Source organism: Hydrogenophaga sp. BPS33 (assembly GCF_009859475.1).
Lineage (GTDB): Bacteria > Pseudomonadota > Gammaproteobacteria > Burkholderiales > Burkholderiaceae_C > Hydrogenophaga.
On record NZ_CP044549.1, the window covers coordinates 3,519,049 to 3,544,063 of the forward strand.

The following is a 25,015-nucleotide window of genomic DNA, read 5'->3' on the forward strand; positions in this document are numbered from 1 at the left end:
GCCAAGGCTCGTCGCATTGTTCATCGAACTTCGCGCGACACCTTCAGCATGTCGTCAAAAAACACCACGGCCCTGGCGCCGATGTGTTGGTGCAGTGCCGCGCGGTCCACACCCGCTGGGTCGACGCAACCCGCGGGCATCATGTCGCGGCCAAAAGTGTCGCATTCAGTGTCGCATTCGTTGACGAAGATTTCGTGATCCACCGGGCCTGGCAACACCTCCAGTAGCGTGCGCGGCGCGTGCCGAGCGGCAAATGCTGCGTGTTCTTCGGCCGGGGTCTGGGTGTCCTGCGCGCCCACGATGATGTAGGCCGGTATCTTGAGTTGCGCCAGCCCCTCTTCGTCCATGCCAAATCCAGGAAAGACCCCCGGTGCCATCGAGAACGCGGCCTTGACCCGGGGATCGCGCACACGCAGCGCAGGCGTGGCATCAAGCGGCATTTGCGCTCGCAGGGATGCGGCCAGCAAGGGGTTGCTCTTCCAGGCACGCAGGAACGCCAGGTACTTCTCGGCATTCACCATGGCACCCCCGATCCACAGCGAGGCAAAACCGCCCTGGGAATGGCCCGCCACACCAATGCGCTGCGGATCGATCTAGCCTACATGGGGCTCACTGCGGCCACGTTGTTTCCAGGTTTAGACGGCGCTGCAAGAGCGCTTCGGCACAAGATGAGCTTCAAGCGCCACGGTACTTAATAACTCTTCCATCCTCAGCGCAGCCTCTTCAAGCTCCAACAACCCCACAACGAAAAACGCACGGCCCAGGCAGTGCGTTTTTGCTGAGGGCGGCGCAAGCGCCCGCCTCACACCTGCGCTTCAGCGCCTTGCCTGCGCGCCTGCACAAACTTGCCCAAGCCCACCACCAGCACCGCGCCCGCCGCCGCCGCGACATAGTGCAGCCATGGATGTGCCATGGTGTAGCCGTGCACCAGGTTGTCGTTGACGATGGTTTCGCCGCCGACCCAGCCGATCAGCGCGGCGCCCAGCGTGATGATGACGGGAAAACGCCCCATGAGTTTGATCATCAGCGTGGAGCCGAAAATCACCAGCGGAATGCTGATGGCCAGGCCCAGCACCAGCAGCACCATGTTGCCGTGCGCGCTCGCGGCCACGGCGATCACGTTGTCCAGGCTCATCACGAGGTCGGCAATGAGAATGGTGCGGATGGCGGCCATCATCGTGCTCGTGCCCTTGTGTCCGTCGTCGTCCTCTTCTTCGCTGGTCAGCAGTTGGTAGCCGATCCAGAGCAGCAGAACGCCACCGATGACCTGCAGGAACGAGAGCTCCAGCAGCTTGGCCGCCACCACCGTGAGCACGATGCGCAACACCACGGCCGCGCCGGAACCGAACATGACGGCTTTGCGTTGTTGCTCCGCGGGCAGCGAGCGGGCCGCCAGAGCAATGACGACGGCGTTGTCGCCCGAGAGAATGATGTTGATCCAGATGATCTTCAACAGATCGATCCAGAAGTCGGAGGTACTCAGAAATTCCATGCAAACCTCATCCGTTGAATGCAAAAGCGCCGCATCGATGCGGCGCTTTTGAAAGAATTGCATCACTGTAGGATGTAAATTCAGGTTTTTCTGTTCGTGATACTGCGTAATTTGCGCAGCCTTGTACCCTTCAATTCCATGATCGCGCGCGACCCCCATCTCATCACCAGTTGGCATGCCCACGTGTACTTCGACGCCCCCAGTCGCGATGCGGCCTGGGCGTTGCGCGAGGTGATTGCCAATGAGTTGGGCGCGCGCGTGGAGATCGGGCGCTTTCACGAACGGCCCGTGGGGCCCCACCCGGCGTGGACGTACCAGGTGGCGTTTGGTGCACGCGAGTTCGCCTACGTCGTGAGCTGGCTCTCGCTCAACCACGGCACACTGGACGTGCTGGTGCACCCGAACACCGGCGACGAACTGCGCGATCACCGCGACGGCGCGATGTGGATCGGAAAGTCCTACACGCTGGACTTGAGCGTGTTGGGCGACTGAACCACCCTCAAGGCGTACAGAAGCGCAGCGCACCCTGCCCCGCCGCGACGCCGCTGGCCAGGCAAGCCGTGAGCAGGTAGCCGCCGGTAGGGGCCTCCCAGTCGAGCATTTCCCCCGCGCAGAACAAGCCGGGACGCGCGCGCGCCATGAGGTGCTCGTCCAAGGCCTCCCAGCGCACGCCCCCGGCGCTGCTGATGGCCTCGTCGATCGGACGCGCCGCCACCAAGGTGATCGGCAGCGCCTTGAGCGCTACGGCCAGCCGCGCGGGCTCGTGCATCGAAGCCTTGTCGAGCAATTCGTTGACGATCGCCATCTTGATGCCCTCCAGGCCCAGGCGGCTCTTGAGGTGGCTGGAGAGGCTGCGCGAGCCGCGCGGGTGCGCGACCTGGGCCAGCACATGTTCTGGCGTGCGGTCGGGCAGCAGATCGAGTTCGAACGTGGCCTGGCCGTGTTGTGCGATCTCGTCGCGCAAGAGGCTGGACGCGGCGTAGATGAGGCTGCCTTCCACCCCCGTGGCCGTGGCGACGAATTCACCCTTGCGCTGGAAGACGTGGCCCTGACTGTCCACCACGCGAATGGCCACCGACTTGAAGGGCTGGCCCGCGAAGCGTTCGCTGAAAAACGCGCTCCAGCCACGGGCCACGTCGAAGCCGCAGTTGCTCGGCCGCAGAGGGGCGACGTCCACCCCCACGGCCTGCAAGCGCGGCGCCCACGCGCCGTCGGAGCCCAGGCGGGCCCAACTGGCGCCACCGAGCGCCAGCACCGTGGCCCGGGCTTGCACGCGCGAAGGTCCTTGAGGCGTTTCGAAGACGAGGCAACCGTCTTCGTCCCATCCGGTCCAACGGTGCCGCATGTGAAAGTGCACCGGTGCGCTGCCCTCGCCCTGCGGATGGCGCAGGCGGTGCAGCCAGGCGCGCAAGAGCGGCGCGGCTTTCATGTCGGTAGGGAACACGCGCTGCGAGCTGCCGACGAAGGTGTCGATGCCCAGGCCTGCAGCCCAATCGCGCACGGCCTGCGGGCCAAAGGCGTCGAGCAAGGGCCGCAGGCGCGCGGCCTGCGCACCGTAGCGACCGATGAAGGCGGGCAAAGCTTCGGCATGCGTGAGGTTCATGCCGCCTTTGCCGGCCAGCAGAAACTTGCGCCCGACCGAGGGCATGGCATCGAACAGATGCACCCCCAGGCCGGCACGGCCCATCACTTCGGCGGCCATCAGGCCAGCCGGCCCGCCGCCGACTACGGCGACATCGGTTTGAATGAGGTTCAAGGAATCAGAAAGGCTCATGGCGTGAGGAGATGTCGATCCAGGGGCATCGAGGGACGGCTACGCCGGCCCAAGATGCCGTCCCCCCTCGAAGCGCCGAAGGCGCGCCACTGAGGGGGGAAGCCGCGTCAGCGGCGCAGGGGGGAGTTTCAGTCTTGCAGTTCGATGAGGCGCCCTTGGGCGTTGATGAAGGCCAGCCGCACGGTATCTCCCGGATTGGCCGCCGCAACGGCCTGCCGATAACCGCGCATCTGCGCGATCAGCGCGGGCTGTCGTTCGGGGTGCGCGGCGCTTTTGTGGTCGAGCACCCACCATTCGCCGGTGTCGCGCCGGCGCACCAGGCGGTCCAGGCGCAACAGCTCGCCCTGGTGGAACAGTTCGACCTCGCTGCCCCAGTGGTGCAGCAGCTCGGCATCCCAGGCCCAGGCGGCATCACCGCCGATGATGCGACGAGCCATGGCCAGGGCGTCGCGCGCCTGCACGGTGTCGAGCGCGAATTCGCGCGCCACGGCTTGCGCGTGCTCGGGCCCCCAATCGAAATCCTCGCTGGGCGTGGGCCACCATTGCAGCAGGCGGTGCAGCGCCAGGCCGATGCGGCTGGCGGTGTCGTCCATGGCCTCGCGCGCCGCGGGTGCTGGCGTCGGCGCAGGCGCGGGCTGCACAGCGGGCAGCCCCAGCAGCTCGAAGCTCAAAGCGCCGTTGCCGCCTTCGCCGCTTTGCGCATGGGTGGTGGCGGGCGGCGGCGTGTCCATCGGTGCGGCCAGCGGCTGCAGGCGCTGGTACCAGGTGGGCGCGTTGGCGCGCAGGTGCGGCTCGAAGCTGGAGATCAGCAGGCGCGATTCGGCGCGCGTCATGGCCACGTAGAGCCCGTTGAGTTCTTCCAGCGCGCGCGCTTCCTGTTCTTGCTGCAGGGCTTCGACCGCGCACGCGGGTGGCGCCTTTTCGCTGGCGAGGAACACGAAGCGGCGCGGCAAGGGTGCTTCGCCCGGCCAGTCCACCAGCACGCCCATGCTCTCGGGCCGCGCCGGGCCGGTGTCGGTGTCGAGCATCAGCACGGTATGGGCTTCCAGGCCTTTGGCGCCATGCACGGTGAGCAGGCGCACGGCATCGGGCGTCTGCACGGCCGTGGCCTTGATGCCACCGGCCTTGAGCGCGCGCACGAAGCGGTACGTCGTGAGAAAGCGCCCACCGTCCTGCGCCAGGGACTGTGTGAGCAGATCGCGCAGTTGCGCGAGCACGGCGGCGCGCTGGCCCGGGGGCACGTGCTGCGCGAAACGCGCGAGCACATCGCCATGGTCGTACAACGCGGAGAGCGCGTCGTGCGGCGGCAGTGTGCGCAACCAGTCGCGGTAGAGCGCGAGGCGTTGTGCGGTGTCCACGAAGCGCGTGGCTTGTTCGGGCGCTTGCGCCTGCCCGGCCTGCTCGTGCACCGGCAGGCTGCCGAAGCGCTGCAACACGTCCCACCACGAAGGCCGCACGCGCGCGCCATCGACACCGGGTGGTGGCGTCCACCGCGTGCGCAGCCGCGCAAGCTGCGCCAGATCGTCGTCGCTCCAGCCGCACAGCGGCGACTTGAGCGCGCGCGCCAGGCTCAGGTCGTGCCGGGTGGACACGAGCGCATCCAGCAGCGCGACCACGTCCAGCACGGCGGGCGATTCGCCGAGATCGAGCTTCTCGGGTTGTTCGCTCAAAATGCCGCGCTCGCGCAAGGCTTCGTGCATCCAGCCCAGGCGTTCGCGCCGGCGCGCGAGCACCATGATGTCGCCGGCGTGCAGCCCCTCTTCTTCGATCTGCAGCGCCACCCAGTCGGCTGCCTGCGCGGCTTCGAGCGCGGCCAGGCTGTCTTCGGGCAAGACGCGCGGCGTGGTGAGGCTGTCGCGCCATTCGCCGCTGTCGCATGCGCCGGTGTGGCGATCGCGCAGGCTGCGCGGCAATTGCGGCAGGCTGCGCACCTCACCGGGCGCGGTGCTCTCGGTGGTGTGTGCGCGGTAGTCGCTGCTGTACTGGCCGGCCTGAACAGCCGCGCCCATGGCGGCGTTGAGCACCTCGACCACCGCAGGCGCACAACGGCGCGTGTGGTCGCAACTGAGCAGCGCACCCGAGAGCCCCTGCACCACGAAGGCCTGGGCGGCTTTGAACACCTGGGGTTCGGCACGGCGGAAGCGGTAGATCGACTGCTTGGGGTCGCCCACCAGGAACACGCACGGCGCCTCGCCCGGGCCCGCGCCGGCATAGGCCGAGAGCCAGCCGTACAGCGCCTGCCACTGCAGCGGGTTGGTGTCCTGGAACTCGTCGATCAGCACGTGGCGCACGCGCGCGTCCAGGCGCTGCTGGAGCCAGCCGGAGAGTTCGGCGTCGCCCAGCAGGCGGCGGGCCGCGCCTTCCACGTCGTTCATGTCGACCCAGCCGCGCTCGCGCTTGAGGGCCGCGTAACTGGCGAGCAACACGCGTGCGAGCCGCGCCATGCGCTGGTGGTGCGCCCAGGCCCTGTGCTGGCGCAGGGCACCGCAGAGTTCGATGAGTTCGAGCTCGGCGGCTTGCGCGGCTTCGAACTTGGCCAGGCGGCTGTTGAGCCGGTCTTCGTCGGCCACCAGAAAGGCCTTGCGCAGCAGCGCCAGGCGCTGCTGCATGCGTGAGGGTTCGTCGGGCAGTTCGAAGGCGTCGATGATCTTGGCGGCGCTGTCCTTGGGCGTCTTGTTGGCCTCGGTGCCCAACACCTTAGCCCAGGCGTGCCAGCGGCTGCGGGCCTCGGGGCGCAGCAGCGCCAGCTCGGGGGTTGCCAGGTCGCCCAAGGCCGGGTAGCGCTCGGCAAACGGCTCGACCGAAGCCGCCACCACGCCGGCCGCATCGGCCAGCGCGAACTCCACGCGCTTGTCCAGGGCCTTCTTCAGGGCCACCAGGGTCTGGTGCCGGCCGTGCTGGGCCACGCTGTCCATGAAGTCCTGACGGTCGGCCGGGCTCGCGGCCAAGGCGGCGTAGAAACGCGGCCAGACCTGCGCCACGGCGCGCGCATCGTCTTCCAGCAGTTCGTATTGCACGGGCAATTGCATGTCCTGCAACACCGACAAGGGCGAGCCGCGCAGCAAGGCGGCGAACCAGCTGTGGAAGGTGCGCACCTGCACCGTGCGGCCGAGCGCGTTGACGCGCGCGTGCAGGCCACGCGCCTCGGGCACGCGGCGCAGGGCGTCGGCGGCGCTCAGGCCGCGCGCGCGCAATTCGCCAGTCAGTTGTTCGTCGCTCAATCCAGACCAGCGCCGCAGTTCGGTGTTGAGCCGGTCGCGCATTTCACCGGCCGCTTTCTTGGTGAAGGTGATCGCGAGGATGTCTTGGGGTGCGCAGCCGTCGAGCAGCGCGCGCAGGATGCGCGAGACCAGCATCCAGGTCTTGCCGGCACCGGCGCAGGCCTCCACCGCGATGCTGCGGGTGGGGTCGCATGCGAGAACGTAAAAGGCCTCGCGCTCGGCACTCACGCCATTGATGCGGTAGGCGGGTGCGGTCACTGGAGTACCTTCGCCCTGCGGGCTGCGGTGCGAGCGTGCTTGGGAACGGCCCGGCGCTGCGCTCATGCGGCACTCCAGAAATCTTTGCGGCACAGGCCACGCGCGGCGCAGAAGTCGCACACGCGGCCTTCGCCCAGCGCGGGCATGGGCTGGCCGGCGGCCACGCGCGCCATGTCGTGCGCCAAACCTTCGCGCAGTTGCTCGCGCGCCATCAGCACGTCGGGCTGCTCGACCAGCCAGGTCGGGGTGTCCTTGCCACTGTCGCCACGCTTGTCGGTGATGCTGAGGTACGCGGCGCGCAGGTTCTCATCGGGCAGCAAGGCGGCGTAGAAGGCCAACTGCGTGTCCTCCAGCGGTTCCTTCACGCGCTCCTGGGTCTTGCTGCGGCTCTCGGTCTTGTAGTCGAGCACGAAGGGAATCGGGCCTTCGGGGCTGTGCTGCAGGTCGATGCGGTCGAGCTTGCCGTAGAGCTTCCACGGCCCTGTGTGGCTGGTGCGTTCGGCCTCGGCTTGTGCGAAGCGCGGCCCGGGTCCGTGTTCGGTGGCTTCGAAACCGGTCAGCCAATCCAGATAGCCTTCGCGCAGGGCCGGCCACACCGCCTGGTAGGGCAGAAAGCCGGCACCGCCCTCGCCTGCGTTGAGGCCCATGGCGCTCGCGGTTTCGTCGGCGAGCCGGTCGAGCGCGGCGCGGTCGGCTTCGCGCCCAGGCCGGGCATCGCGGCGCTGTTCGTGAAAGCTGCGCAACACGGCGTGCAGCCAGTTGCCCATGTCGCGCTGATCGGGCTCGGCTTCGAGTTCGGCCGCTTCGGACAGGCGCAGCTGCCGCAAGGCGAAGAAGCGGTAGGGGCAGTCGCGCAGGTCCTGGTAGGCACTGGCCGAGAGTGCTTCGGGCAGCACGTCGCGCGCGCTGGGCATTGGCTTTTCCTGCGGCACGCACACGAGCACGCGGGGCTCACGGGGGTCCCGCGCCGCGTGCGGCAAAAGCGCTTGCAACCAGGCACTGGGCAAGGTGGCTTCACCACGGTCTTGGGTGCGCCACAGCAGGTCGAGCTGCGGCAAGGCCAGCGTGGCCTGCCAGGCTTTCGCCGCCGCCTGCGCCAGCGCCTCGCGCGACGGCAGGCCCAGCAGCTCGCGCTGGGCCGCCGTCCAGTCGCCCGGGGGCTCGGGGCTGGGGCTCAGGTGCGTCTCGTCGCAGCCGGGCACCACGGTGGCAGGGAAATGGCGGCCCAGCAGTTGTGCCATGGGCAAGACCACCACGGGGGTCTCGCCCTCGCTGCGCGGCATGAAGCTCGCGCCTTCCAGCACGTCGCGCACCCAGGCAGTGAACGCGCTCAAGGACATGCGCGAACCGCTGCGCGCCGCAGCGTCCACCGCTTGCGCCACACCGGCCAACTCCATCGCCGCGCCGTCGCCCAGACGCAGGGCCTGCAGCAATTGCTGCCCGGCCGGGTCGGTTTCGAACGATGTCCACAGGCCACAGGCCTTGAGCGCGAGCGCGAGATCGCCCAGCCACACCGTCAAGGGGCGCGCGGCCTGAAGGCCTTCGATCCAGGCCGGCAGGCCCTGCGGGATGGCGGGTGCGAGCCGCGCGTGCTGCACCGCGGCCTTCCAGCGCGACACGCCGAATTCGCGCGCGAGTTGCTCCAGCTGCTGGCCCTGTGCGTCGGGCCACGCCGTGGCTTGTTTGAGCAGGTCCAGCACGTCGTCCATCGCGGCACGGGCATCGGCCGCGCGCAGCACACTCATGAGTTGCGCGGCGGCGCGCGTGGTAGAGAGCTTCCAGCCGGTTTCGTCGCGCACCGAGATGCCCGCGCGGTGCAGCATGGCGCTCACGCGGCGCGTGAGCAGGCGGTCGTTGGCCACCAGGGCCACCGGCGTGCGGCCCTGGTTGATGTGCTCGATCACACAGGCGGCGGCGCGTTGCGCTTCGTCTTCCGCATCGCCACAGGCATGCAGGCGGCGGTCTTCGCCGGCGCGCCAGTCGCTCTCGCCCAAGGGAAGCACAAGCGCGCGATCGCCCCACCGAGCGGCCAGCGCCGTGGCCAAGGGATCGTCTTGAAAGCCCTGCAGCACCACCAGCAGATCGGCATGCGCGCCGGGTTGTGCCATCGGTGCCCACAGCACGTCGGTGGCGTAGGCGGACGTGCTCACCCAGGTCAGCGCCAGGGTCGCCAGAAGGCCTTCCCAATGCAGCGCGGACGTGGTGGGTGCCATGGCCGCGCGCAAGGGCTCGGCCCAGGCCAGTCGATGCTCGGGCGGCACGGCCGCAGCCCATGGCGCGAGCTGACGCGCGGCGTCGACCAGCCGCCCCACCATGACGGTGCGCAAGGCCGCATCGGCGCGCGCGGGCGCCACGCGCTCGATCAGCGCGGCGGCCATGAGACTGTCGCGTGCCATGTCCATGCTGAGGTCGCCAGGGCCGGGCAGAAAGGGGCGCAGGCTCGCGGCCCAGTTGCGCGTGGACTCGAAGCGCGGCGCAAAACCGCTCGGGTGTGCGGCGGCCCAGGCGCGCCGGCCTGCATCCATCAGCTGCGCATAGGGCACGAGCACGACCACGCGGCCGGCGGGCAAGGCGCGCTCGCGGGCGGCCGCGTCAATGTGCGCAATGCCGGCGGCCCAATGTCGAACCGAAGGGTGCCCAGGGTCTGGCGCGGGCGTCGTGGCCGCGCCGATCGGGCTTACATGCGTCATGGAAATGGGTGTTTCTGTCACAATGGTGCGGACCGAACGCTCAGCGAGCGGCAGAGAGAGGAAGCAAGAGCACCTTGAACTGTCTGCATGGGCCCCAAACTGTACCCCCTCCCCGATCAACGACTTTTAGGATGAATCATGGCCAGCGACCTGATCAAACACGTTTCCGATGCCAGCTTCCAGGCTGATGTGCTGGATGCCGGTGCACCGGTGCTCGTGGACTTCTGGGCCGAATGGTGTGGTCCTTGCAAGATGATCGCGCCCATCCTCGACGAAGTGGCGGGCTCGTACAACGGCAAGCTGCAGATCGCCAAGCTCAACGTCGACGACAACCGCGACGTGCCCGCCAAGTTCGGCATCCGCGGCATCCCCACGCTCATGCTGTTCAAGGACGGCCAGCTCGCCGCCACCAAGGTGGGAGCCGTGAGCAAGGCACAGCTCACCGCCTTCATCGATCAGCAACTGACCTGAGGCCACGCCAAAGGGCGACCGGGTGCAATGCCCGGTCGCTGTTTTCTTGAGCGAATTTTTCCTGTCATAATTTGCCGCAGCGGGCCCGACAGACACCCGCCCCTCTTTCCCGCGCACCGTTCGCCATCCGGACGCTGTCGCCCCCTCCCCCGGTTTTTGACTCAACTCCCTTTCGGAGTGAATTCCATGCACCTTAACGAACTCAAGGCACTGCACGTGTCTGAAGTCCTCAAGCAGGCCGAAGCCCTTGAGATCGAAAACCCCGGCCGCATGCGCAAGCAGGAGCTGATGTTCGCCATCATCAAGAAGCGCGCCAAGGGCGGCGAGCTGGTGTATGCCGACGGCGTGCTCGAAGTGCTGCCCGATGGCTTCGGCTTCCTCCGCGCGCCGGACACCAGCTACACGGCCAGCACCGACGACATCTACATCTCGCCCAGCCAGATCCGCCGCTTCAACCTGCACACCGGCGACATGATCGAAGGCGAAGTGCGCATCCCCAAGGACGGCGAACGCTACTTCGCGCTCAACAAGCTCGACAAGATCAACAGCCTGCCTCCCGAGGACAACAAGCACAAGATCATGTTCGAGAACCTGACGCCGCTGTTCCCCAAGGAACAGATGCGCCTGGAACGCGACATCAAGAGCGAAGAGAACATCACCGGCCGCGTGATCGACATCATCGCCCCCATCGGCCGCGGCCAGCGCGCGCTGATCGTCGCACCACCCAAGAGCGGCAAGACGGTGATGATGCAGCACCTGTGCCACGCGATCACCGCCAACCACCCTGAAGTGGTGCTGATGGTGCTGCTGGTGGACGAGCGCCCTGAGGAAGTGACCGAAATGCAGCGCACCGTGCGCGGCGAGGTCATCGCCTCCACCTTCGACGAACCCGCTGCCCGCCACGTGCACGTGGCCGAGATGGTGATCGAGCGCGCCAAGCGCCTGGTCGAGCTCGGCAAGGACGTCGTGATCATGCTCGACTCCATCACCCGCCTGGCCCGCGCCTACAACAACGTGCTGCCCTCCAGCGGCAAGGTGCTCACCGGTGGCGTCGACGCCAATGCCCTGCAACGTCCCAAGCGCTTCTTCGGCGCGGCGCGCAAGATCGAGGAAGGCGGCTCGCTCACCATCATCGCCACCGCCCTGGTCGACACCGGCAGCCGGATGGACGAAGTGATCTTTGAAGAGTTCAAGGGCACCGGCAACTGCGAAATCCACCTGGACCGCCGCCTGTACGAAAAGCGCGTGTTCCCCTCGATCCAGCTCAACCGCAGCGGCACGCGCCGCGAAGAATTGCTGCTGCAGCCCGAGATCCTGCAGAAGACCCGCATCCTGCGCCAGTTCATGTACAACATGGACGAAATCGAGGCCATGGAGATGGTGCTCAAGAGCATGAAGTCCACGAAGAACAATTCCGAGTTCTTCGACATGATGCGGCGGGGCGGCTAAACAAGCGTCAGAGAGCTATAATCCGAGGCTTTGCAAATCGCGGCAAGTACTGGGGAATGGTTCCCCTGCGGCTCCCGCACCTGACCTGAAGGAAACGCCATGAAAGAAGGCATTCACCCCAACTACCGCGAAGTCTGCTTCCAGGACCTCTCCAACGGTTTCAAGTTCGTGACCCGCTCCTGCGCCAACACGAAAGAGATGATCAAGATGGAAGACGGCCGCGAACTGCCGCTGTACAAGCTGGACACCTCCAGCGAATCGCACCCCTTCTACACCGGCACGCAAAAGAGCGTGGACAACATGGGTGGCCGCGTCGAGCGCTTCCGCAACCGCTACGGCAAAACCGCCGCCAAGTAAGCGATCATCCGGGCACCTCAGCGTGCCTGCATCTCGCCCCGAAAAGAGCAGCCCACCCGGCTGCTTTTTTTTCGCCGGCCCCCGCTTGCGCAGAGTCCGCTCACCGCGCAACGCACCTGTATATTCGCCGCAGTGAATCAACCTACCCCCGCCATCGTCACCCAGTCGGCCGTGCGCCGCTTGCCGCGCGTCGCGCTCATCCTGTTCTGCGTGGCCTACGTGCTGCCCGGCTTCCTGGGCCGCGAACCCTGGAAGAACGCCGACGTGTCCGCCTTTGGCGTGATGCTGGAGATGGCCGCCGGCCACAGCGGCTGGTGGAACCCGCAAGTGCTGGGGGTCGCGGTGGAGGAAACGGGCCCGCTTCCGTACTGGCTGGGCGCGGCCTTCATTCGCCTGCTTCCGTTTGTATCGCCCGATTTCGCGGTGCGCATTCCGTTCGCGCTCCTGCTGGCGCTCACGCTGGTCTGTACCTGGTACACGGTGTACCACCTCGCACGCCAGCCCGCGGCGCAGCCCGTGGCGTTCGCCTTCGGCGGCGAAGCCAAGCCCACCGACTATGCCCGCGCCCTGGCCGACGCGGGTCTGCTGGCGCTGATGGCCTGCCTGGGCCTGGCCCAGCTCTCCCACGAAACCACGCCCGATCTGGCGCGCCTGGCCTGGGTGTCCCTGTTGCTGTTCTCGGCAGCCCGGTTGGCCCACGCCCAGAGTCGCCATCCGATGCGCGGCGTGGTCGCCTGGGCCGTGGCGGTGGTGGCCCTGGTGCTCAGCGGTGCCCCCTGGGTCGCGGGCCTGCTGGCCAGCGGTCTGCTGCTGGTGCTATGGCTTTCGAGCAAGGCGTCTGAGTCGCTGGAGCCTCAGACCGACTGGGCGCTGGACACCACACACGCCTCGTCGCGACCTCGCCTGGCCTGGGCCACGGCGTCGCTGGCGCTGGCATTTGGCGCAGCGGTGCTCATCGGCCTCGTGCCCTCACCGGCCCTGCAGACGCCGCTGAACGAGGTGCAATGGCGCAGCTGGACCAAGCTGCTCGCCTGGTTCACCTGGCCCGCCTGGCCGCTGGTGCTCTGGACGCTCTGGCGCTGGCGCCACCAGTTGCTGCGCCCCCACGTGGCACTGCCGCTGTGGGCGGTGCTCGTGAGCGTGGCGGACAGCGCCTTGTCGGACGAGCGCGACCGCGCCCTGCTGCTCGCCCTGCCGGCACTGGCAGCATTGGCCGCTTTTGCCTTGCCCACCTTGCGCCGCAGCGTCTCTGCCTTGGTGGACTGGTTCACCCTCGTGTTCTTTTCCGGCTGCGCGCTGATCATCTGGGTGGTCTGGGTGGCCATGCAGACGGGCATACCGGCCAAGCCGGCGGCCAACGTGGCCAGGCTCGCGCCGGGTTTCGTGCCCGAATTTTCGTTCGTGCTGTTCCTGCTGGCGGCGCTGGCGACGGTGGCCTGGCTCTGGCTGGTGGCCTGGCGCGCCGGCAAGCACCGCCAGTCCTTGTGGAAAAGCCTCGTGCTGCCGGCCGCCGGCAGCACCTTGTGCTGGCTGTTGCTGATGACGCTGTGGCTGCCTGTGCTGGACTTCGGGCGCAGCTATGGCCCGATTTCACGCCGCATCGCCAGCCTGGTGACCCCGAACAGCTGTGTGCTGGTCGATAGCCTGAGCCAGGCCCAGATCGCCGCGCTGCAGTACCACGGCAAACTGGAGCTCGTGCGCACGGGATCGAGCGGCGAAGGCCGCTGCCGCAGCCTGGTCGCGTCCCCGGAACAGCAGGCTACCCTGGACCAACGCATCGACCTCACGCAGTGGGCCTTCAAGGCCACCGTGCGGCGGCTGACGGACAACAAGGAAAGCCTGCTGGTGTACCAGCGCGTCAGCCGCTGACGCGCTCCCGGACACGAGACGGTGGCAATGCCATGGTGAAGGTGGAGCCTTCGCCCAAGGCGCTCTGCACGTCGATGCGCCCCCCGTGCCGTTGCGCCACGTGCTTCACGATGGCCAGCCCCAGGCCGGTGCCACCGGTTTCGCGCGAACGGCTGCGGTCCACGCGGTAGAAGCGCTCGGTCAGGCGTGGCACATGCTCTGCCGCGATGCCTGGCCCCGTGTCGCTGACAAAGAATTCCCCCCAGCCATCGGGGCGCATGCGCCATCCCGCCTGGATCTTTCCACCCCCCGGCGTATAGCGCACGGCGTTGCTCATCAGATTCGACATCGCGCTCAACAACTCCGTCTTGGCCCCCGACACCCCGATCCCGGGGCCTTCGACGGGCTCGATCTCGTGCGGTGTGGCCGCGATGGCCTGGGTCAGGCCCCTGGCCTCCGAGACCACGTGCCGCAGCAGTTCTTCGCCGTCGATCCATTCGCCCGCTCCGGGTGACGGACTGCCCTCCAGGCGCGAGAGCGTGAGCAGATCGCTCACCAGCGTCTGCATGCGGTGGGCCTGCTGGCTCATGAGTTCGAGATAACGCGTGCGATCGGCCTCTTCGAGAGGAATGCTCTGCATCGTCTCGACAAAACCGCTGAGCACGGTCAAGGGCGTGCGGATCTCGTGGGACACGTTGGCCACGAAATCGCGTCGCATGGCTTCGGCCAGTTGCACCGCCGTCACGTCCCGCGTGATCATCAGCTTGCGCTTCTTGCCGTACGGGTGGATCTGCAACAAGATCTTGGTGGGCTGGGACGGCCGCGGGCCCGGACCATCGATCTGGATCTCGTGGCCGAAATCGCCACCGGCCATGTACGCGGTGAAGGCCGGGTTTCGAACCATGTTGCGCACGTACTGGCCGAGATCGCCTTGCGCGTCGAACCCGAGGTGGTTGGCTGCGGTCAGGTTGGACCACTCGATGCGGCCCGATGCATCGAGCAACACCACACCATTGGGCGAAGCCTGGATGGCGGCCAGAAAATCCTCCAGCCGCGCATCGCTGCTTTGCGCCTTCTTCTCCAGCTTCTTGATGACCTTGCGGCAACGCTCCACCAGGTCGCCCCAGGTGCCCCCGAGGTTGGGCGCCCGCGCCGCCTCCCCTTTGTTGAGCCAGTGCAGCACGCGCCGCGCGCGCATGCCGTCCAGGAAGGACCATGCCAAGGCGCCCACCAGCCCACCAGCAAAGGTGATGGCGGGAGATCCTTTGGTCCAGCCCCACACCGCCCCCAGCGCAACCAGGAGCAGCAGTTCGATGGCGCGACGGGTCATGTCGTCGAAATGGAAGCGCTCTTGGCCGTTTTCCCGGTCTGCTGCGCGGTGAGGCGGTAGCCGGCGCCGCGCACCGTCTCCACCATCGAAGAAGCTTCGCCCAATGACTCTCGCAATCGCTTCACGTGCACGTCCACGGTACGCTCCTCGATGAACACATGGTCTCCCCAGACCTTGTCGAGCAGCGTACCACGGGTGTGCACGCGCTCGGCGTGCTTCATGAGGTAATGCAGCAGCTTGAACTCGGTCGGTCCGACCTTGAGTTCGCTGCCGCGGAAGGTGACGCGGTAGGTCGCGGCATCCAGCGCGAGCTCCCCCACTTGCACCGAGTCGTTGACGATCTCCGGCGCACGCCGGCGCAGCACCGCACGGATGCGCGCGAGCAACTCCTGCGTGGAAAACGGCTTGGTGATGTAGTCGTCGGCACCCGCGTCCAGGCCCTGCACCTTGTCGCTTTCGTCGCTGCGCGCGGTGAGCATGAGGATGGGCACAGTCTTGGTGCGTTCGTTCTTGCGCCACTGGCGCGCCAGCACCGCCCCGCTCTCGCCAGGCAACATCCAGTCGAGCAGGATCACATCGGGCAACACCGCGTCGACCTCGCGCTGGGCGGCCGCGCCGTCGAATACGACCGTGGGCGCGAAGCCGTTGTGGCGCAGGTTGACCGCGATCAACTCGGCGATGGAGGGTTCGTCCTCGACGACGAGGACGCGTGGGAGCTTTCTCATCCTACGACCGACTCCACGGCGGACATCGGCGCGTGGCGCACGTCTTCACCCTTGACGATGAAGATGATCTGCTCGGCGATGTTCTTGGCATGGTCGCCCACACGCTCGATCGACTTGGCCAGGAACAGCAGGTCCAGGCTGGGCGAGATGGTGCGTGGGTCTTCCATCATGTAGGTGATGAGCTTGCGCAGGAAGCCGTTGTACTCGCGGTCGATGGCGTCGTCGCCCTTGATGATGGCCACGGCCATGGCGGTGTCCAGGCGTGCGAACGAGTCCAGCGAATTGCGCAGCAGCGCGGCGGCGAGGTCGGCAGCCATGCGCAGCTCGGAGCTGGGCAGGTTGCGCGGAGATCCGTTTTGAATGATGGACTTGACCATGCGCGCGATGCGGGCCACTTCATCGCCCGCACGCTCCAGATTCTGCGTGGTGCGCGAGATGGCCATCAGAAAGCGCAGATCGCGCGCGGTGGGCTGGCGCCGGCCGATCGTGGAGATGATTTCGTGATCGATCTGCACTTCCATCTGGTTGATGCGGTTTTCGTTCTCCTGCACCTGCTCGGCGGACTCCAGGCTCATGTGGATCAGCGCGTAGACGGCCTGGTGCAGCTGGGATTCGACCAGCCCACCCATTTCAAGCACGTGCGTGGAGATGGAGTTCAGCTCGGCGTCGAACTGGCTGGAGAGGTGTTTGTCGCTCATAGGGTCTCCGTTGGGTCGCTGGGTATGAGGGCGGTGCGGGCTCAACCAAAGCGGCCCGTGATGTAGTCTTCCGTCTCGGTCTTCTGGGGCTTGAAGAAGATCTGCTCGGTCGAGCCGAACTCGATCAGCTCGCCCAGGTACATGTAGGCGGTGTAGTCGCTGCAACGCGCGGCCTGCTGCATGTTGTGCGTGACGATGGCGATGGTGTAGTCGCGCTTGAGTTCGTGCACCAGCTCTTCGACCTTGCCGGTGGAGATCGGGTCCAGCGCCGAGGTGGGCTCGTCCAGCAGCAGCACCGAGGGCTTCACCGCCACGCTGCGCGCGATGCACAGGCGTTGCTGCTGGCCACCGGAGAGCGAGAGGCCGCTCTGGTTGAGCTTGTCCTTCACCTCGTTCCACAGCGCCGCCTTGGACAGCGCCCATTCGACGCGGTCGTCCATCTCGCCACGGCTCAGATCTTCGTACAGCTTCACGCCGAAGGCGATGTTGTCGTAAATCGACATGGGAAACGGTGTGGGCTTCTGGAACACCATGCCGATGCGCGCGCGCAGCAGGTTGATGTCCTGCTTGGTGTCCAGGATGTTCTGGCCGTAGAAGCTGATTTCGCCCTCGGCGCGCTGGCCTGGGTACAGGCTGTACATGCGGTTGAGCGTGCGCAGCAAGGTGGACTTGCCACAACCCGAGGGGCCGATGAACGCCGTGACCTTGCGCTCCTCGATGTTCATATTGACGTTCTTCAGACCCTGGAAGGTGCCGTAGAAGAAGTTCAGGTTGCGCAATTCGAGCGCGTTTTTGGCTTGGGTGGCAGGTGCGGCGGCCGTGGCGGTAGTGGGCATGGTCGATTCCGTGTCTTGAAAAAGGGCGTGTGTGTTCAAACGTGCCGGCATCAACCAGCTTTCTTCTCGCGCAGGAACACCCGCGCCACGACGTTGAGGGCCAGGACCGAGAGCGTGATCAGCAACGCGCCACCCCAGGCCAGCCGAACCCAGTTGTCGTACGGGCTGAGGGCAAACTGGAAGATCACCACCGGCAGGTTGGCCATGGGGGCGCCCATGTCGGTGCTGAAGAACTGGTTGTTCAGCGCGGTGAAGAGCAGCGGTGCGGTTTCACCGCTGATGCGGGCCACGGCGAGCAGCAGGCCGGTCATGACGCCGCTCTTGGCCGCCCGCAGCGTTACCAGCGTGGCCACCTTCCAGCGCGGTGCGCCCAGGGCGAAGGCCGCTTCGCGCAGGCTGCCCGGCACCAGGCGCAGCATGTTCTCGGTGGTGCGCACGACCACGGGCACCGCGATGAGCGACAGCGCCAGGCTGCCGGCCCAGCCGGAGAAATTGCCGACAGTGGCCACCGCGATGGCGTACACGAACAGGCCCAGCACGATGGAGGGCGCCGACAGCATGATGTCGGTGACGAAGCGCGTGAGTTCGGCGGTCTTGCTGGTATCGCCATACTCGGCCAGGTACACGCCGGCAAAGATGCCGATGGGCGTGGACACCAGCACTGAAAAGCCGACCATCATCAGGCTGCCGACGATAGCGTTGGCCAAGCCACCGCCTTCACTGCCGGGCGCCGGTGTGGAGTGGGTGAACATGTTCCAGTCCAGCGCGGCCAGACCGTTGCTGAACAGCACGCTCAGGATCCAGAGCAGCGCGAACAGGCCCAGCACCATGGCGCCCATGGAGAGCGTCAAGCCAACGGCGTTGGCGCGCTGACGGCGTTTGTAGAGGGATTGATTGAATTCCATGGTGTGATGTCTCAAAGACCCTTGGCCTTCTCGGCGCGCAGCAGCATGATCTTGGCCGCCGACAGCACGATGAAGGTAATGACGAAGAGCAGGAAGCCGAGCGCGAACAGCGTGGAGAGATGGAAATCCGCCGCTTCACCAAACTCGTTGGCCAATGTCGAGGCGATGGATGTGCCCGGCGAAAACAGCGAGGTCGGCATGCGGTTGGCGTTACCGATGACGAAGGTGACTGCCATGGTCTCTCCCAGCGCGCGACCCAGACCGAGCATGATTCCGCCAATGACGCCTTTTTGCGTGTAGGGCAGCACCACGCGGCGCACCACCTCCCAGGTGGTGCAACCCAGGCCGTAGGCCGATTCGCGCAGGATGGGTGGGACGATCTCGAACACGTCGCGCATCACCGCCGCAATGAAGGGCAGCACCATGAAGGCCAGTACGATGCCGGCCGCCAGAATGCCGAAGCCGTTGGTGCTGCCGCCGAACAGAAACCCCACCAAGGGCATGCCGCCGAGCATCTGCTGCACAGGCATCTGGAAATGGTCGGCGAACAACGGCGCAAAAACGAACAGGCCGAACATCCCGTAAATGATGGAGGGCACCGCCGCCAGCAACTCGACCGCAGTGCCCAGCGGACGCCGCAGCCATACAGGGCAGGTTTCGGTGAGGAACAGCGCAATGCCGAAAGCCAGAGGCACTGCAATCAGCAGCGCAATGCTCGCGCTCGCCAGCGTGCCCACAATGGCGATCGCTGCGCCGAATTCTTCGTTGATGATGTCCCACTCGACGCGCCAGATGAACTGGACACCGAACTTCTGAAAGGCTGGCCAGGCGTTGATGAACAAGGAAACGATGATGCCCAGAAGCGCGACCAGCACCAGCAGCGAGAAGCCCTGGGTGACGCGGTGAAAGACCATGTCTTCGACGCGTTGCCGTTTGGCAATCGACATCATGTCGGGGTTGTCGGTCGTCGCCGACGCGGATTTCGCACCCATGGTTGTTCCCACGCTCATATTGATTCCCATATTGTGATCCTGAGAACAATGTGGTCCGCCGGCAGGATTCATCCCGCCGGCGATCCCTCCAGAAAGAACCTTCGTGTTATTTCTGGATCTGCGTCCAGACCTTGGAACGGATTTGCGCTGTCAGGGTGTCGGGCAGTGGCACATAGTCCAGTTCGGCTGCCATGCCCTTGCCGTTCTTGAACGCCCAGTCAAAGAACTTCAGCACCTCGGCGGATTGCGCTTTGTCGGCCGGATTCTTGTACATCAGGATGAACGAAGCCGTGCTCACGGGCCAGCTTTCGGCGCCCTTGGCGTTCACCATCGAAATGCCCATGCCGGGAGCGCTGAACCAGTCGGCGCTGGCGGCGGCGGCGGCGAAGGCCTTGTCGTCTGGGCTCACGTACTTTCCGTCGGCATTCTGCAATTGCAGGAAGTTCATGTTGTTCTTCTTGACGTATGCGTATTCCACATAGCCCAGTGCGCCCTTGACACGGTTCACGTTGGCGGCCACACCTTCGTTGCCCTTGCCCCCGACGGATGAGGCGGCCGGCCATTTGACGGCGGCGCCCTTGCCCACGGTGTCGGCCCACTCCTTGCTGACCACGGTCAGGTAATCGGTCCAGTTGAACGTGGTACCCGAACCGTCGGCACGGTGCACAACGGTGATGTTGGCATCAGGCAGGGTCTTGCCAGGGTTCAGGGCCGCCAGCTTGGGGTCGTTCCACTTGACGATCTTGCCCAGGAACATCTCGGCCAGCACCGGGCCGCTCACGCGCAGCTCGCCGGGCTTGAAGCCATCCAGGTTGATCACGGGCACCGTGCCGCCGATGATGGCGGGGAACTGCACCATGGCGTCCTTGTCCAGGTCTGCGCCGGGCACAGGGGCGTCGGACGCGCCGAAGGCGACGGTCTTGGCGCGGATCTGGCGGATGCCACCGGACGAACCGATGGATTGGTAGTTCAGGCCGATGCCGGTTTCTTTCTTGTAGGCCTCCGCCCACTTGGCATAGATCGGGAAGGGGAAGGTCGCGCCCGCGCCGGTGATGTCGGCGGCCAGTGCGGAGCCCATGCCTGCGGTGGCCATGGCGGCAGCGGCCACGGTCTTGAGGAAAATGCGTTTGTTGATCATGAAGAGACTCCTTGCGGTTGGGAATTCAGAACAAGGGGGACTTTAGGCAGGCAATGTGACAACCACATGACATAAAACGCCTGTCACAAAGCACCCTGGCAGGGCTGCTACCTCGCCGTCGCGCAGTCGGTCACGGGCATGCGTCACAATCCGGGTTTTCCCGCCCACCCCAGCGCCGCTGTCTCGCATGCAAAACGGAACCCTTCTCGCCGCCATCGACCTCGGCTCCAACAGTTTCCGGCTCGAGATCGGCCGCCACCACTCCGGCCATATCGAGCGCATCGAATACATCAAGGAGACCGTGCGCCAAGGCAGCGGGCTCGACGAGGAGAAAAACCTCAGCCAGGCCGCGATGGAGCGCGGCTGGGAGTGCCTGGCGCGCTTTGCCGAGCGGCTGCACGGCTTCAAGAAGCAACAGGTGCGCGCGGTGGCTACGCAAACGCTGCGCGAGGCCAAGAACCGCGACGAATTCCTGCGCCAGGCGCAAGCCATTCTGGGATTCAACATCGACGTGGTCTCGGGCTACGAAGAAGCGCGCCTGATCTACCAGGGCGTCTCGCGCCTGCTGCCACACTCCGACGAAAAGCGGCTGGTGGTGGACATCGGAGGACGCTCCACCGAAATGATTCTGGGCCAGGGCTATACGGCGCGCACCATGGAGTCCTACCGACTGGGCAGCGTGGCGTGGTCCACGCGCTATTTCCCACGCGGCCAGTTCAGCGCATCTGCCTTCAAGACCGCCGAGGTGGCGGCCAAGGCGGTGATCGACGAGGCGCTGGACAAGTTTCCGCCCGCCGAATGGACCGTGGCCTATGGCTCTTCGGGGACGGTGAGCGCGGTGGCCGACATGCTCGGCGCCAATGGCTGGGCCAGCGGGGTGGTGACGCGCTCGGGCCTGGACTGGTTGACCGACAGACTCATCAAGGCCGGCAGTGCCGACCAGTTGCGCCTCGAGGGCATCAAGGACGATCGGCGACCGGTGATTGGCGGTGGCGTGGCCGTGCTTCGAGCGATCTTCGATCTGTTCGGCATCGAACAGATGCTGCCCGCGCAAGGTGCGCTGCGGCATGGCGCGTTGTACGACCTGATCGACCGTGTCACCGATGGTGGCGACGTGCGCGAGCGCACGGTGCGCTGGCTGGTGCAGCGCTTCTCGGCCGATGAAGCGCAAGGCAAACGCGTGAGCGATGTCAGCACCGCGCTGTTTTCCCAGATCGCCGCGCTCGATGCCCAGAACGAGCGGTATTCGCAGAAGCTGGCCTGGGCGGGTCGCCTGCACGAGATCGGCACGCATATCTCGCACGATCGCGCGCACCACCACGGCGCCTACATCCTCGACCATGTGGATGCCCCTGGCTTTTCTCTGCCCGAATTGCACCGCATGAGTCAGTTGGTGATGGGCCAGCGCGGCAAGTTGCGCAAGCTCGAAGAGGCCTTGACGGACGAACTGTTCGCCAAGCAGTTGATGGCGCTTCGCCTGGCCGTGTTGCTGTGCCATGCGCGACAGATGCCGGAATACCAGTCCGTCAAGCTCAGCTACAAGCCACGTGCCTTCAAGCTCTCGACCAACCCGGGCTGGGCCAGGCGCTACCCGCAATCGGCCTGGCTATTGGGCGAAGAGGTACTGGCCTGGCAGAAGTCGGCCTGGAAATTCACCGCCGATATTCGCTGAGCGCTTGCGTTTTGTCATGCTGCTGTCATATTCGTATAAACGGTATATACGGTTTAAAATCGGACTTTCATCATCCATTCCGGAGTCCGTACATGGCCAGTCAGAGCAACAAGATCAGCAACAAGAAGCCCAAGCTGGTGCGCGACAGCTTCACCATCCCCAAGGCTGAGTTCGCGGCCATCGACAGCCTCAAGACCCGCGCGATTGCGCTGGGTACCAGCGTGAAGAAGAGCGAACTGCTGCGTGCGGGCCTGATGGTGTTGCAAGGCCTGAACGATGCGGCGTACAAGGCCGCGGTGGCCGCCGTGCCCACGCTCAAGACCGGTCGTCCCTCCGCCGCGCCACAGGCCAAACCCGCCTCGAAAGCGCCGGCGAAGCCCGTGGCCAAGGCACCGGTGAAGGCCGCTGCAAAACCCGTCGCCAAGCCCGTCTCAAAGACTGCAACCAAGCCGGTGAGCAAGGCCACCACCAAACCAGCGGCTCCCAAAACGGCGGTGGCGGCGCCCCGGCCCGCCGCGAAGCGCCCTGCCCCGAGCCGCCGCCCGGCGCCGGCCAAGAAGGCAGCCTGAGCGGCACAGGGCGTTACATCAACTCCGGCGTCTGCACGGTAACGATCACCGTCTGATCGGCGCCATCGCGTTCGCGGTGGCGCAACCACCAGACTGCGCCCTTCTTCATCGAGCACTCCGGCTCCACCAGGCCGAGCAGGCGCGACACCACCCGCCCCAGCGTGGGCTGATGGCCGACCACCACCACCGGTGACTTGCCCTGCGGCCACTGCACCAGCTCCAGCAGCGCCAGCACATCGCCGTCCGGGGCCAGTTCGTCACGCAGCTTGAATTTGCGCCCCAGGGCCAGCACGGTCTGCTCGCAGCGCGCGGCCGGACTGCTCCAGATGCGCGCGCCATCGGGCAACTGCCGGTCGAGCCAGCCCGCCATGCGCGTGGCCTGCTTTTCCCCTCGCGGCGTGAGGCGCCGCGCCAGATCGACAGCGTCACCGGGCAGGCCGGTCTGCAGATCGGGGTGGTCGTGCGCCTCGGCATGCCGCCACAGGATCAGGTCCATGGATCGGCCCTCCTTCGTGTTCATCCTTTGCCTCCGTAGCGGGCCATCAGGCTGACTTGTGCCGAATGCAGCACGGTACCTGAGCGCTCCAGAGAGCCTGCGGGCACGTAATGGCCATCGGGTTGCAGCAGCCAGGCGTCCTTGGTGTCGTGCATATAGGCCAGCAGGCACTCTTCCACGAGGCGGTGGCGCAGCGCGGCATCGGTCACCGGCCAGGCCAGCTCGATGCGCCGCAGCATGTTGCGGTTCATCCAGTCGGCGCTGGAGAGCCACAACTCTTCCACCTCCGCGGTGCGGAAATAAAACACCCGGGAGTGCTCCAGCAAGCGGCCGATGACGGAGCGCACGCGCACGTTGTCGGTGAATCCAGGCACCTGGGCCGGCAGGATGCAGGCACCGCGCACGATGAGATCGATCTTCACGCCCTCTTGCGAAGCCACGGCCAGCGCACGCGCCAGCGGCTCGTCGGTCAAGGCGTTCATCTTGAGAATGACCCGGGCGTCCAGGCCCGCCTTGGCGGCCGCCCCCGCGGCCTCCACCTTGTCCAGCATCGCCTTGTGCAGGTGAAAGGGTGCGATCAAGGCCTTGTTGAGCTTGGGCAGGCGGTTCTGGCTGGCCAGGTGCAGGAAGATGTGCTCCAGGTCGGCCGTGAGCGCATCGTCGGCGGTGAGGTAACTCAGGTCGGTGTAGAGGCGTGCGGTGCCGGGGTTGTAGTTGCCGGTGGAGATGTGCGCATAGCGGCGCAGGCCCTGGGGCTCGCGCCGCGTGACGAGCAGCATCTTCGCGTGTGTCTTCAGGCCCACCACGCCATACACCACCTGCGCCCCCACCGATTCCAGCCGCTCGGCGTAGTTGATGTTGGCCTCTTCGTCGAACCGCGCTTTGAGTTCGACCACCGCCGTGACTTCCTTGCCCCGGCGCACCGCTTCGCGCAGCAAGTCCATGAGCTCGGACTTGGCACCGGTGCGGTAGATGGTCTGCTTGATGGCGAGCACATCCGGGTCTTCCACGGCTTCGCGCAGAAAAGCGAGCACCGCATCGAAGCTCTCGTATGGCTGGTGGATCAGCACATCGCCCTTCTTCAGGCGTTCGAAATACGACTCCCCGGGATGGAGCTGCACCGGCCAGCAGGCGTTGTAGCTGTCGAAGTGCAGTGCGGGCGTGTCGACCTTGTCGATCAACTGGTTCAGCCGCACCAGATTCACCGGACCGGACACGCGGTAGAGATCGCTTTCCTGGAGCCCGAACTGTGCCAGCAGAAAATTGGACAGATACAGCGAGCAGCCGGCCGACACCTCCAGCCGCAGCGCCTGGCCGTAGTGCCGCTGTTGCAAGCCCTTGCGCAAGGCGGTGCGCAGGTTCTTCACCTCTTCTTCATCCACCGCCAGATCGGAGTGGCGCGTGACGCGGAATTGCGAGAACTCGGTGACCTGGCGCCCGGGAAACAGGTCGTTCAGGTGCGAACGGATCAGGCTGGAGATGGAGACGAAGTGCGTCTGCTTCGAGCCTTTGACCGGTGGCATGCGAAAGAAGCGCGGCAGGATGCGCGGCACCTTCACGATGGCGATTTCGTTCTCGCGGCCAAAGGCATCCCGGCCACTCAGGCGCACGATGAAATTGAGCGACTTGTTCGCGACCTGGGGAAACGGGTGTGACGGGTCCAGGCCCACGGGCATGAGCAGGGGCTGGACTTCCTTGGTGAAAAAGTCCTTGACCCAGCGCCTTTGCCGCGCATTGCGCTCACCATGGGAAACGATCTTGACGCCCTTCTTCTCCAGCAGCGGCAGCAGCTCGTCGTTGTAGATGGTGTACTGCTGCCCCACCAGCGCATGCACCTTCTGCGACAACGCTTCGTAGGTGTGTGCGGTGTACGCGCCGCGCTGTTCGTTGGCCCGGGCCGCGCTCAGGTGCGGGGCCACGCGCACTTCGAAGAACTCGTCGAGATTGCTCGACACGATGCTGAGGTAGCGCAGGCGTTCGAGCAAGGGCACGTCAGCCCGCCGGGCCCAGTCCATGACCCGCTCGTTGAAAGCGAGGATGCTGTGATCGCGATCGAGAAAGGGAATCCTGGAATGGGGGTTGGTGCCGCTCATG

At 65.9% G+C, this 25,015-nt stretch carries 21 protein-coding genes; 7 read left to right on the top strand and 14 right to left on the bottom strand.

Annotation, left to right across the window (positions count from 1 at the left end):
• Window positions 1-20 precede the first annotated feature (20 nt).
• A complete protein-coding gene (locus F9K07_RS16330) occupies window positions 21-572 on the bottom strand; it encodes an alpha/beta hydrolase family protein (protein WP_159594437.1) in 552 nt (183 codons plus the stop codon).
• Between the two features lie 230 nt (window positions 573-802).
• Window positions 803-1,492, bottom strand: a complete 690-nt coding sequence (locus F9K07_RS16335) for a TerC family protein (protein WP_159594438.1) — start codon at window positions 1,490-1,492, stop codon at window positions 803-805.
• A 138-nt stretch (window positions 1,493-1,630) separates the two neighbouring features.
• Between F9K07_RS16335 and F9K07_RS16340 the strand changes: the two genes are divergently transcribed.
• Complete coding sequence (locus tag F9K07_RS16340) at window positions 1,631-1,984, top strand: DOPA 4,5-dioxygenase family protein (protein ID WP_159594439.1); 354 nt, start codon at window positions 1,631-1,633, stop codon at window positions 1,982-1,984.
• Window positions 1,985-1,991: 7 nt separating this feature from the next.
• Here F9K07_RS16340 and F9K07_RS16345 read toward each other — a convergent pair whose 3' ends face one another.
• The 3 genes from F9K07_RS16345 to F9K07_RS16355 all read right to left on the bottom strand — a co-directional run bounded on the left by F9K07_RS16345 (window position 1,992) and on the right by F9K07_RS16355 (window position 9,435).
• Entirely contained in the window at window positions 1,992-3,266 is a 1,275-nt protein-coding gene (locus F9K07_RS16345) for a TIGR03862 family flavoprotein (protein ID WP_159594440.1), read from the bottom strand.
• Window positions 3,267-3,394: 128 nt separating this feature from the next.
• A complete protein-coding gene (locus F9K07_RS16350) occupies window positions 3,395-6,811 on the bottom strand; it encodes a UvrD-helicase domain-containing protein (protein ID WP_159594441.1) in 3,417 nt (1,138 codons plus the stop codon).
• Window positions 6,808-9,435: a PD-(D/E)XK nuclease family protein gene (locus tag F9K07_RS16355; protein WP_159594442.1), complete on the bottom strand. Its 2,628-nt coding sequence runs from the start codon at window positions 9,433-9,435 to the stop codon at window positions 6,808-6,810. The genes F9K07_RS16350 and F9K07_RS16355 overlap by 4 nt, the downstream gene beginning before the upstream one ends.
• Window positions 9,436-9,573: 138 nt before the next feature.
• On the opposite strand from F9K07_RS16355, the gene trxA reads away from it, so the two are divergent.
• The 4 genes from trxA (at window position 9,574) to F9K07_RS16375 (ending at window position 13,581) form a co-directional block, all read left to right on the top strand.
• On the top strand, window positions 9,574-9,906 hold the full coding sequence (gene trxA, locus F9K07_RS16360; protein WP_159594443.1) for a thioredoxin TrxA: 333 nt from the start codon (window positions 9,574-9,576) through the stop codon (window positions 9,904-9,906).
• Between the two features lie 186 nt (window positions 9,907-10,092).
• Entirely contained in the window at window positions 10,093-11,355 is a 1,263-nt protein-coding gene (gene rho / locus F9K07_RS16365) for a transcription termination factor Rho (protein ID WP_159594444.1), read from the top strand.
• Window positions 11,356-11,454: 99 nt separating this feature from the next.
• Complete coding sequence (locus tag F9K07_RS16370) at window positions 11,455-11,712, top strand: type B 50S ribosomal protein L31 (RefSeq protein WP_159594445.1); 258 nt, start codon at window positions 11,455-11,457, stop codon at window positions 11,710-11,712.
• Between the two features lie 132 nt (window positions 11,713-11,844).
• Window positions 11,845-13,581: an ArnT family glycosyltransferase gene (locus F9K07_RS16375; RefSeq protein ID WP_159594446.1), complete on the top strand. Its 1,737-nt coding sequence runs from the start codon at window positions 11,845-11,847 to the stop codon at window positions 13,579-13,581.
• Here F9K07_RS16375 and phoR read toward each other — a convergent pair.
• The 7 genes from phoR to pstS form a co-directional block, all read right to left on the bottom strand.
• Window positions 13,571-14,890, bottom strand: a complete 1,320-nt coding sequence (phoR, locus tag F9K07_RS16380; protein ID WP_159594447.1) for a phosphate regulon sensor histidine kinase PhoR — start codon at window positions 14,888-14,890, stop codon at window positions 13,571-13,573. The two genes, F9K07_RS16375 and phoR, sit on opposite strands and share 11 nt — an antisense overlap.
• Window positions 14,887-15,615 (bottom strand): phosphate regulon transcriptional regulator PhoB, encoded by a 729-nt coding sequence (gene phoB, locus F9K07_RS16385; RefSeq protein ID WP_159594448.1) that lies wholly within the window; start codon window positions 15,613-15,615, stop codon window positions 14,887-14,889. The genes phoR and phoB overlap by 4 nt, the downstream gene beginning before the upstream one ends.
• Complete coding sequence (gene phoU, locus F9K07_RS16390) at window positions 15,612-16,313, bottom strand: phosphate signaling complex protein PhoU (RefSeq protein WP_159594449.1); 702 nt, start codon at window positions 16,311-16,313, stop codon at window positions 15,612-15,614. The genes phoB and phoU overlap by 4 nt, the downstream gene beginning before the upstream one ends.
• Window positions 16,314-16,354: 41 nt before the next feature.
• A complete protein-coding gene (pstB, locus tag F9K07_RS16395) occupies window positions 16,355-17,149 on the bottom strand; it encodes a phosphate ABC transporter ATP-binding protein PstB (RefSeq protein WP_159594450.1) in 795 nt (264 codons plus the stop codon).
• A gap of 50 nt (window positions 17,150-17,199) precedes the next feature.
• The gene (gene pstA / locus F9K07_RS16400) at window positions 17,200-18,054 is read right to left on the bottom strand and encodes a phosphate ABC transporter permease PstA (protein ID WP_159594451.1); all 855 of its coding nucleotides are present in this window, start codon (window positions 18,052-18,054) and stop codon (window positions 17,200-17,202) included.
• An 11-nt stretch (window positions 18,055-18,065) separates the two neighbouring features.
• Complete coding sequence (gene pstC / locus F9K07_RS16405; protein ID WP_442907441.1) at window positions 18,066-19,064, bottom strand: phosphate ABC transporter permease subunit PstC; 999 nt, start codon at window positions 19,062-19,064, stop codon at window positions 18,066-18,068.
• 88 nt (window positions 19,065-19,152) lie between these two features.
• Window positions 19,153-20,184, bottom strand: a complete 1,032-nt coding sequence (gene pstS, locus F9K07_RS16410) for a phosphate ABC transporter substrate-binding protein PstS (protein ID WP_159594452.1) — start codon at window positions 20,182-20,184, stop codon at window positions 19,153-19,155.
• Between the two features lie 187 nt (window positions 20,185-20,371).
• Here pstS and ppx point away from each other — a divergent pair, with 187 nt between their 5' ends.
• Window positions 20,372-21,856 (top strand): exopolyphosphatase, encoded by a 1,485-nt coding sequence (gene ppx, locus F9K07_RS16415; RefSeq protein ID WP_159594453.1) that lies wholly within the window; start codon window positions 20,372-20,374, stop codon window positions 21,854-21,856.
• Between the two features lie 92 nt (window positions 21,857-21,948).
• On the top strand, window positions 21,949-22,425 hold the full coding sequence (locus tag F9K07_RS16420; protein WP_159594454.1) for a hypothetical protein: 477 nt from the start codon (window positions 21,949-21,951) through the stop codon (window positions 22,423-22,425).
• A gap of 13 nt (window positions 22,426-22,438) precedes the next feature.
• Here F9K07_RS16420 and F9K07_RS16425 read toward each other — a convergent pair whose 3' ends face one another.
• Together F9K07_RS16425 and ppk1 are read right to left on the bottom strand one after the other, a co-directional pair.
• On the bottom strand, window positions 22,439-22,921 hold the full coding sequence (locus tag F9K07_RS16425; protein WP_159594455.1) for a SixA phosphatase family protein: 483 nt from the start codon (window positions 22,919-22,921) through the stop codon (window positions 22,439-22,441).
• A gap of 20 nt (window positions 22,922-22,941) precedes the next feature.
• Entirely contained in the window at window positions 22,942-25,014 is a 2,073-nt protein-coding gene (ppk1, locus tag F9K07_RS16430; RefSeq protein ID WP_159594456.1) for a polyphosphate kinase 1, read from the bottom strand.
• Window position 25,015 lies beyond the last annotated feature (1 nt).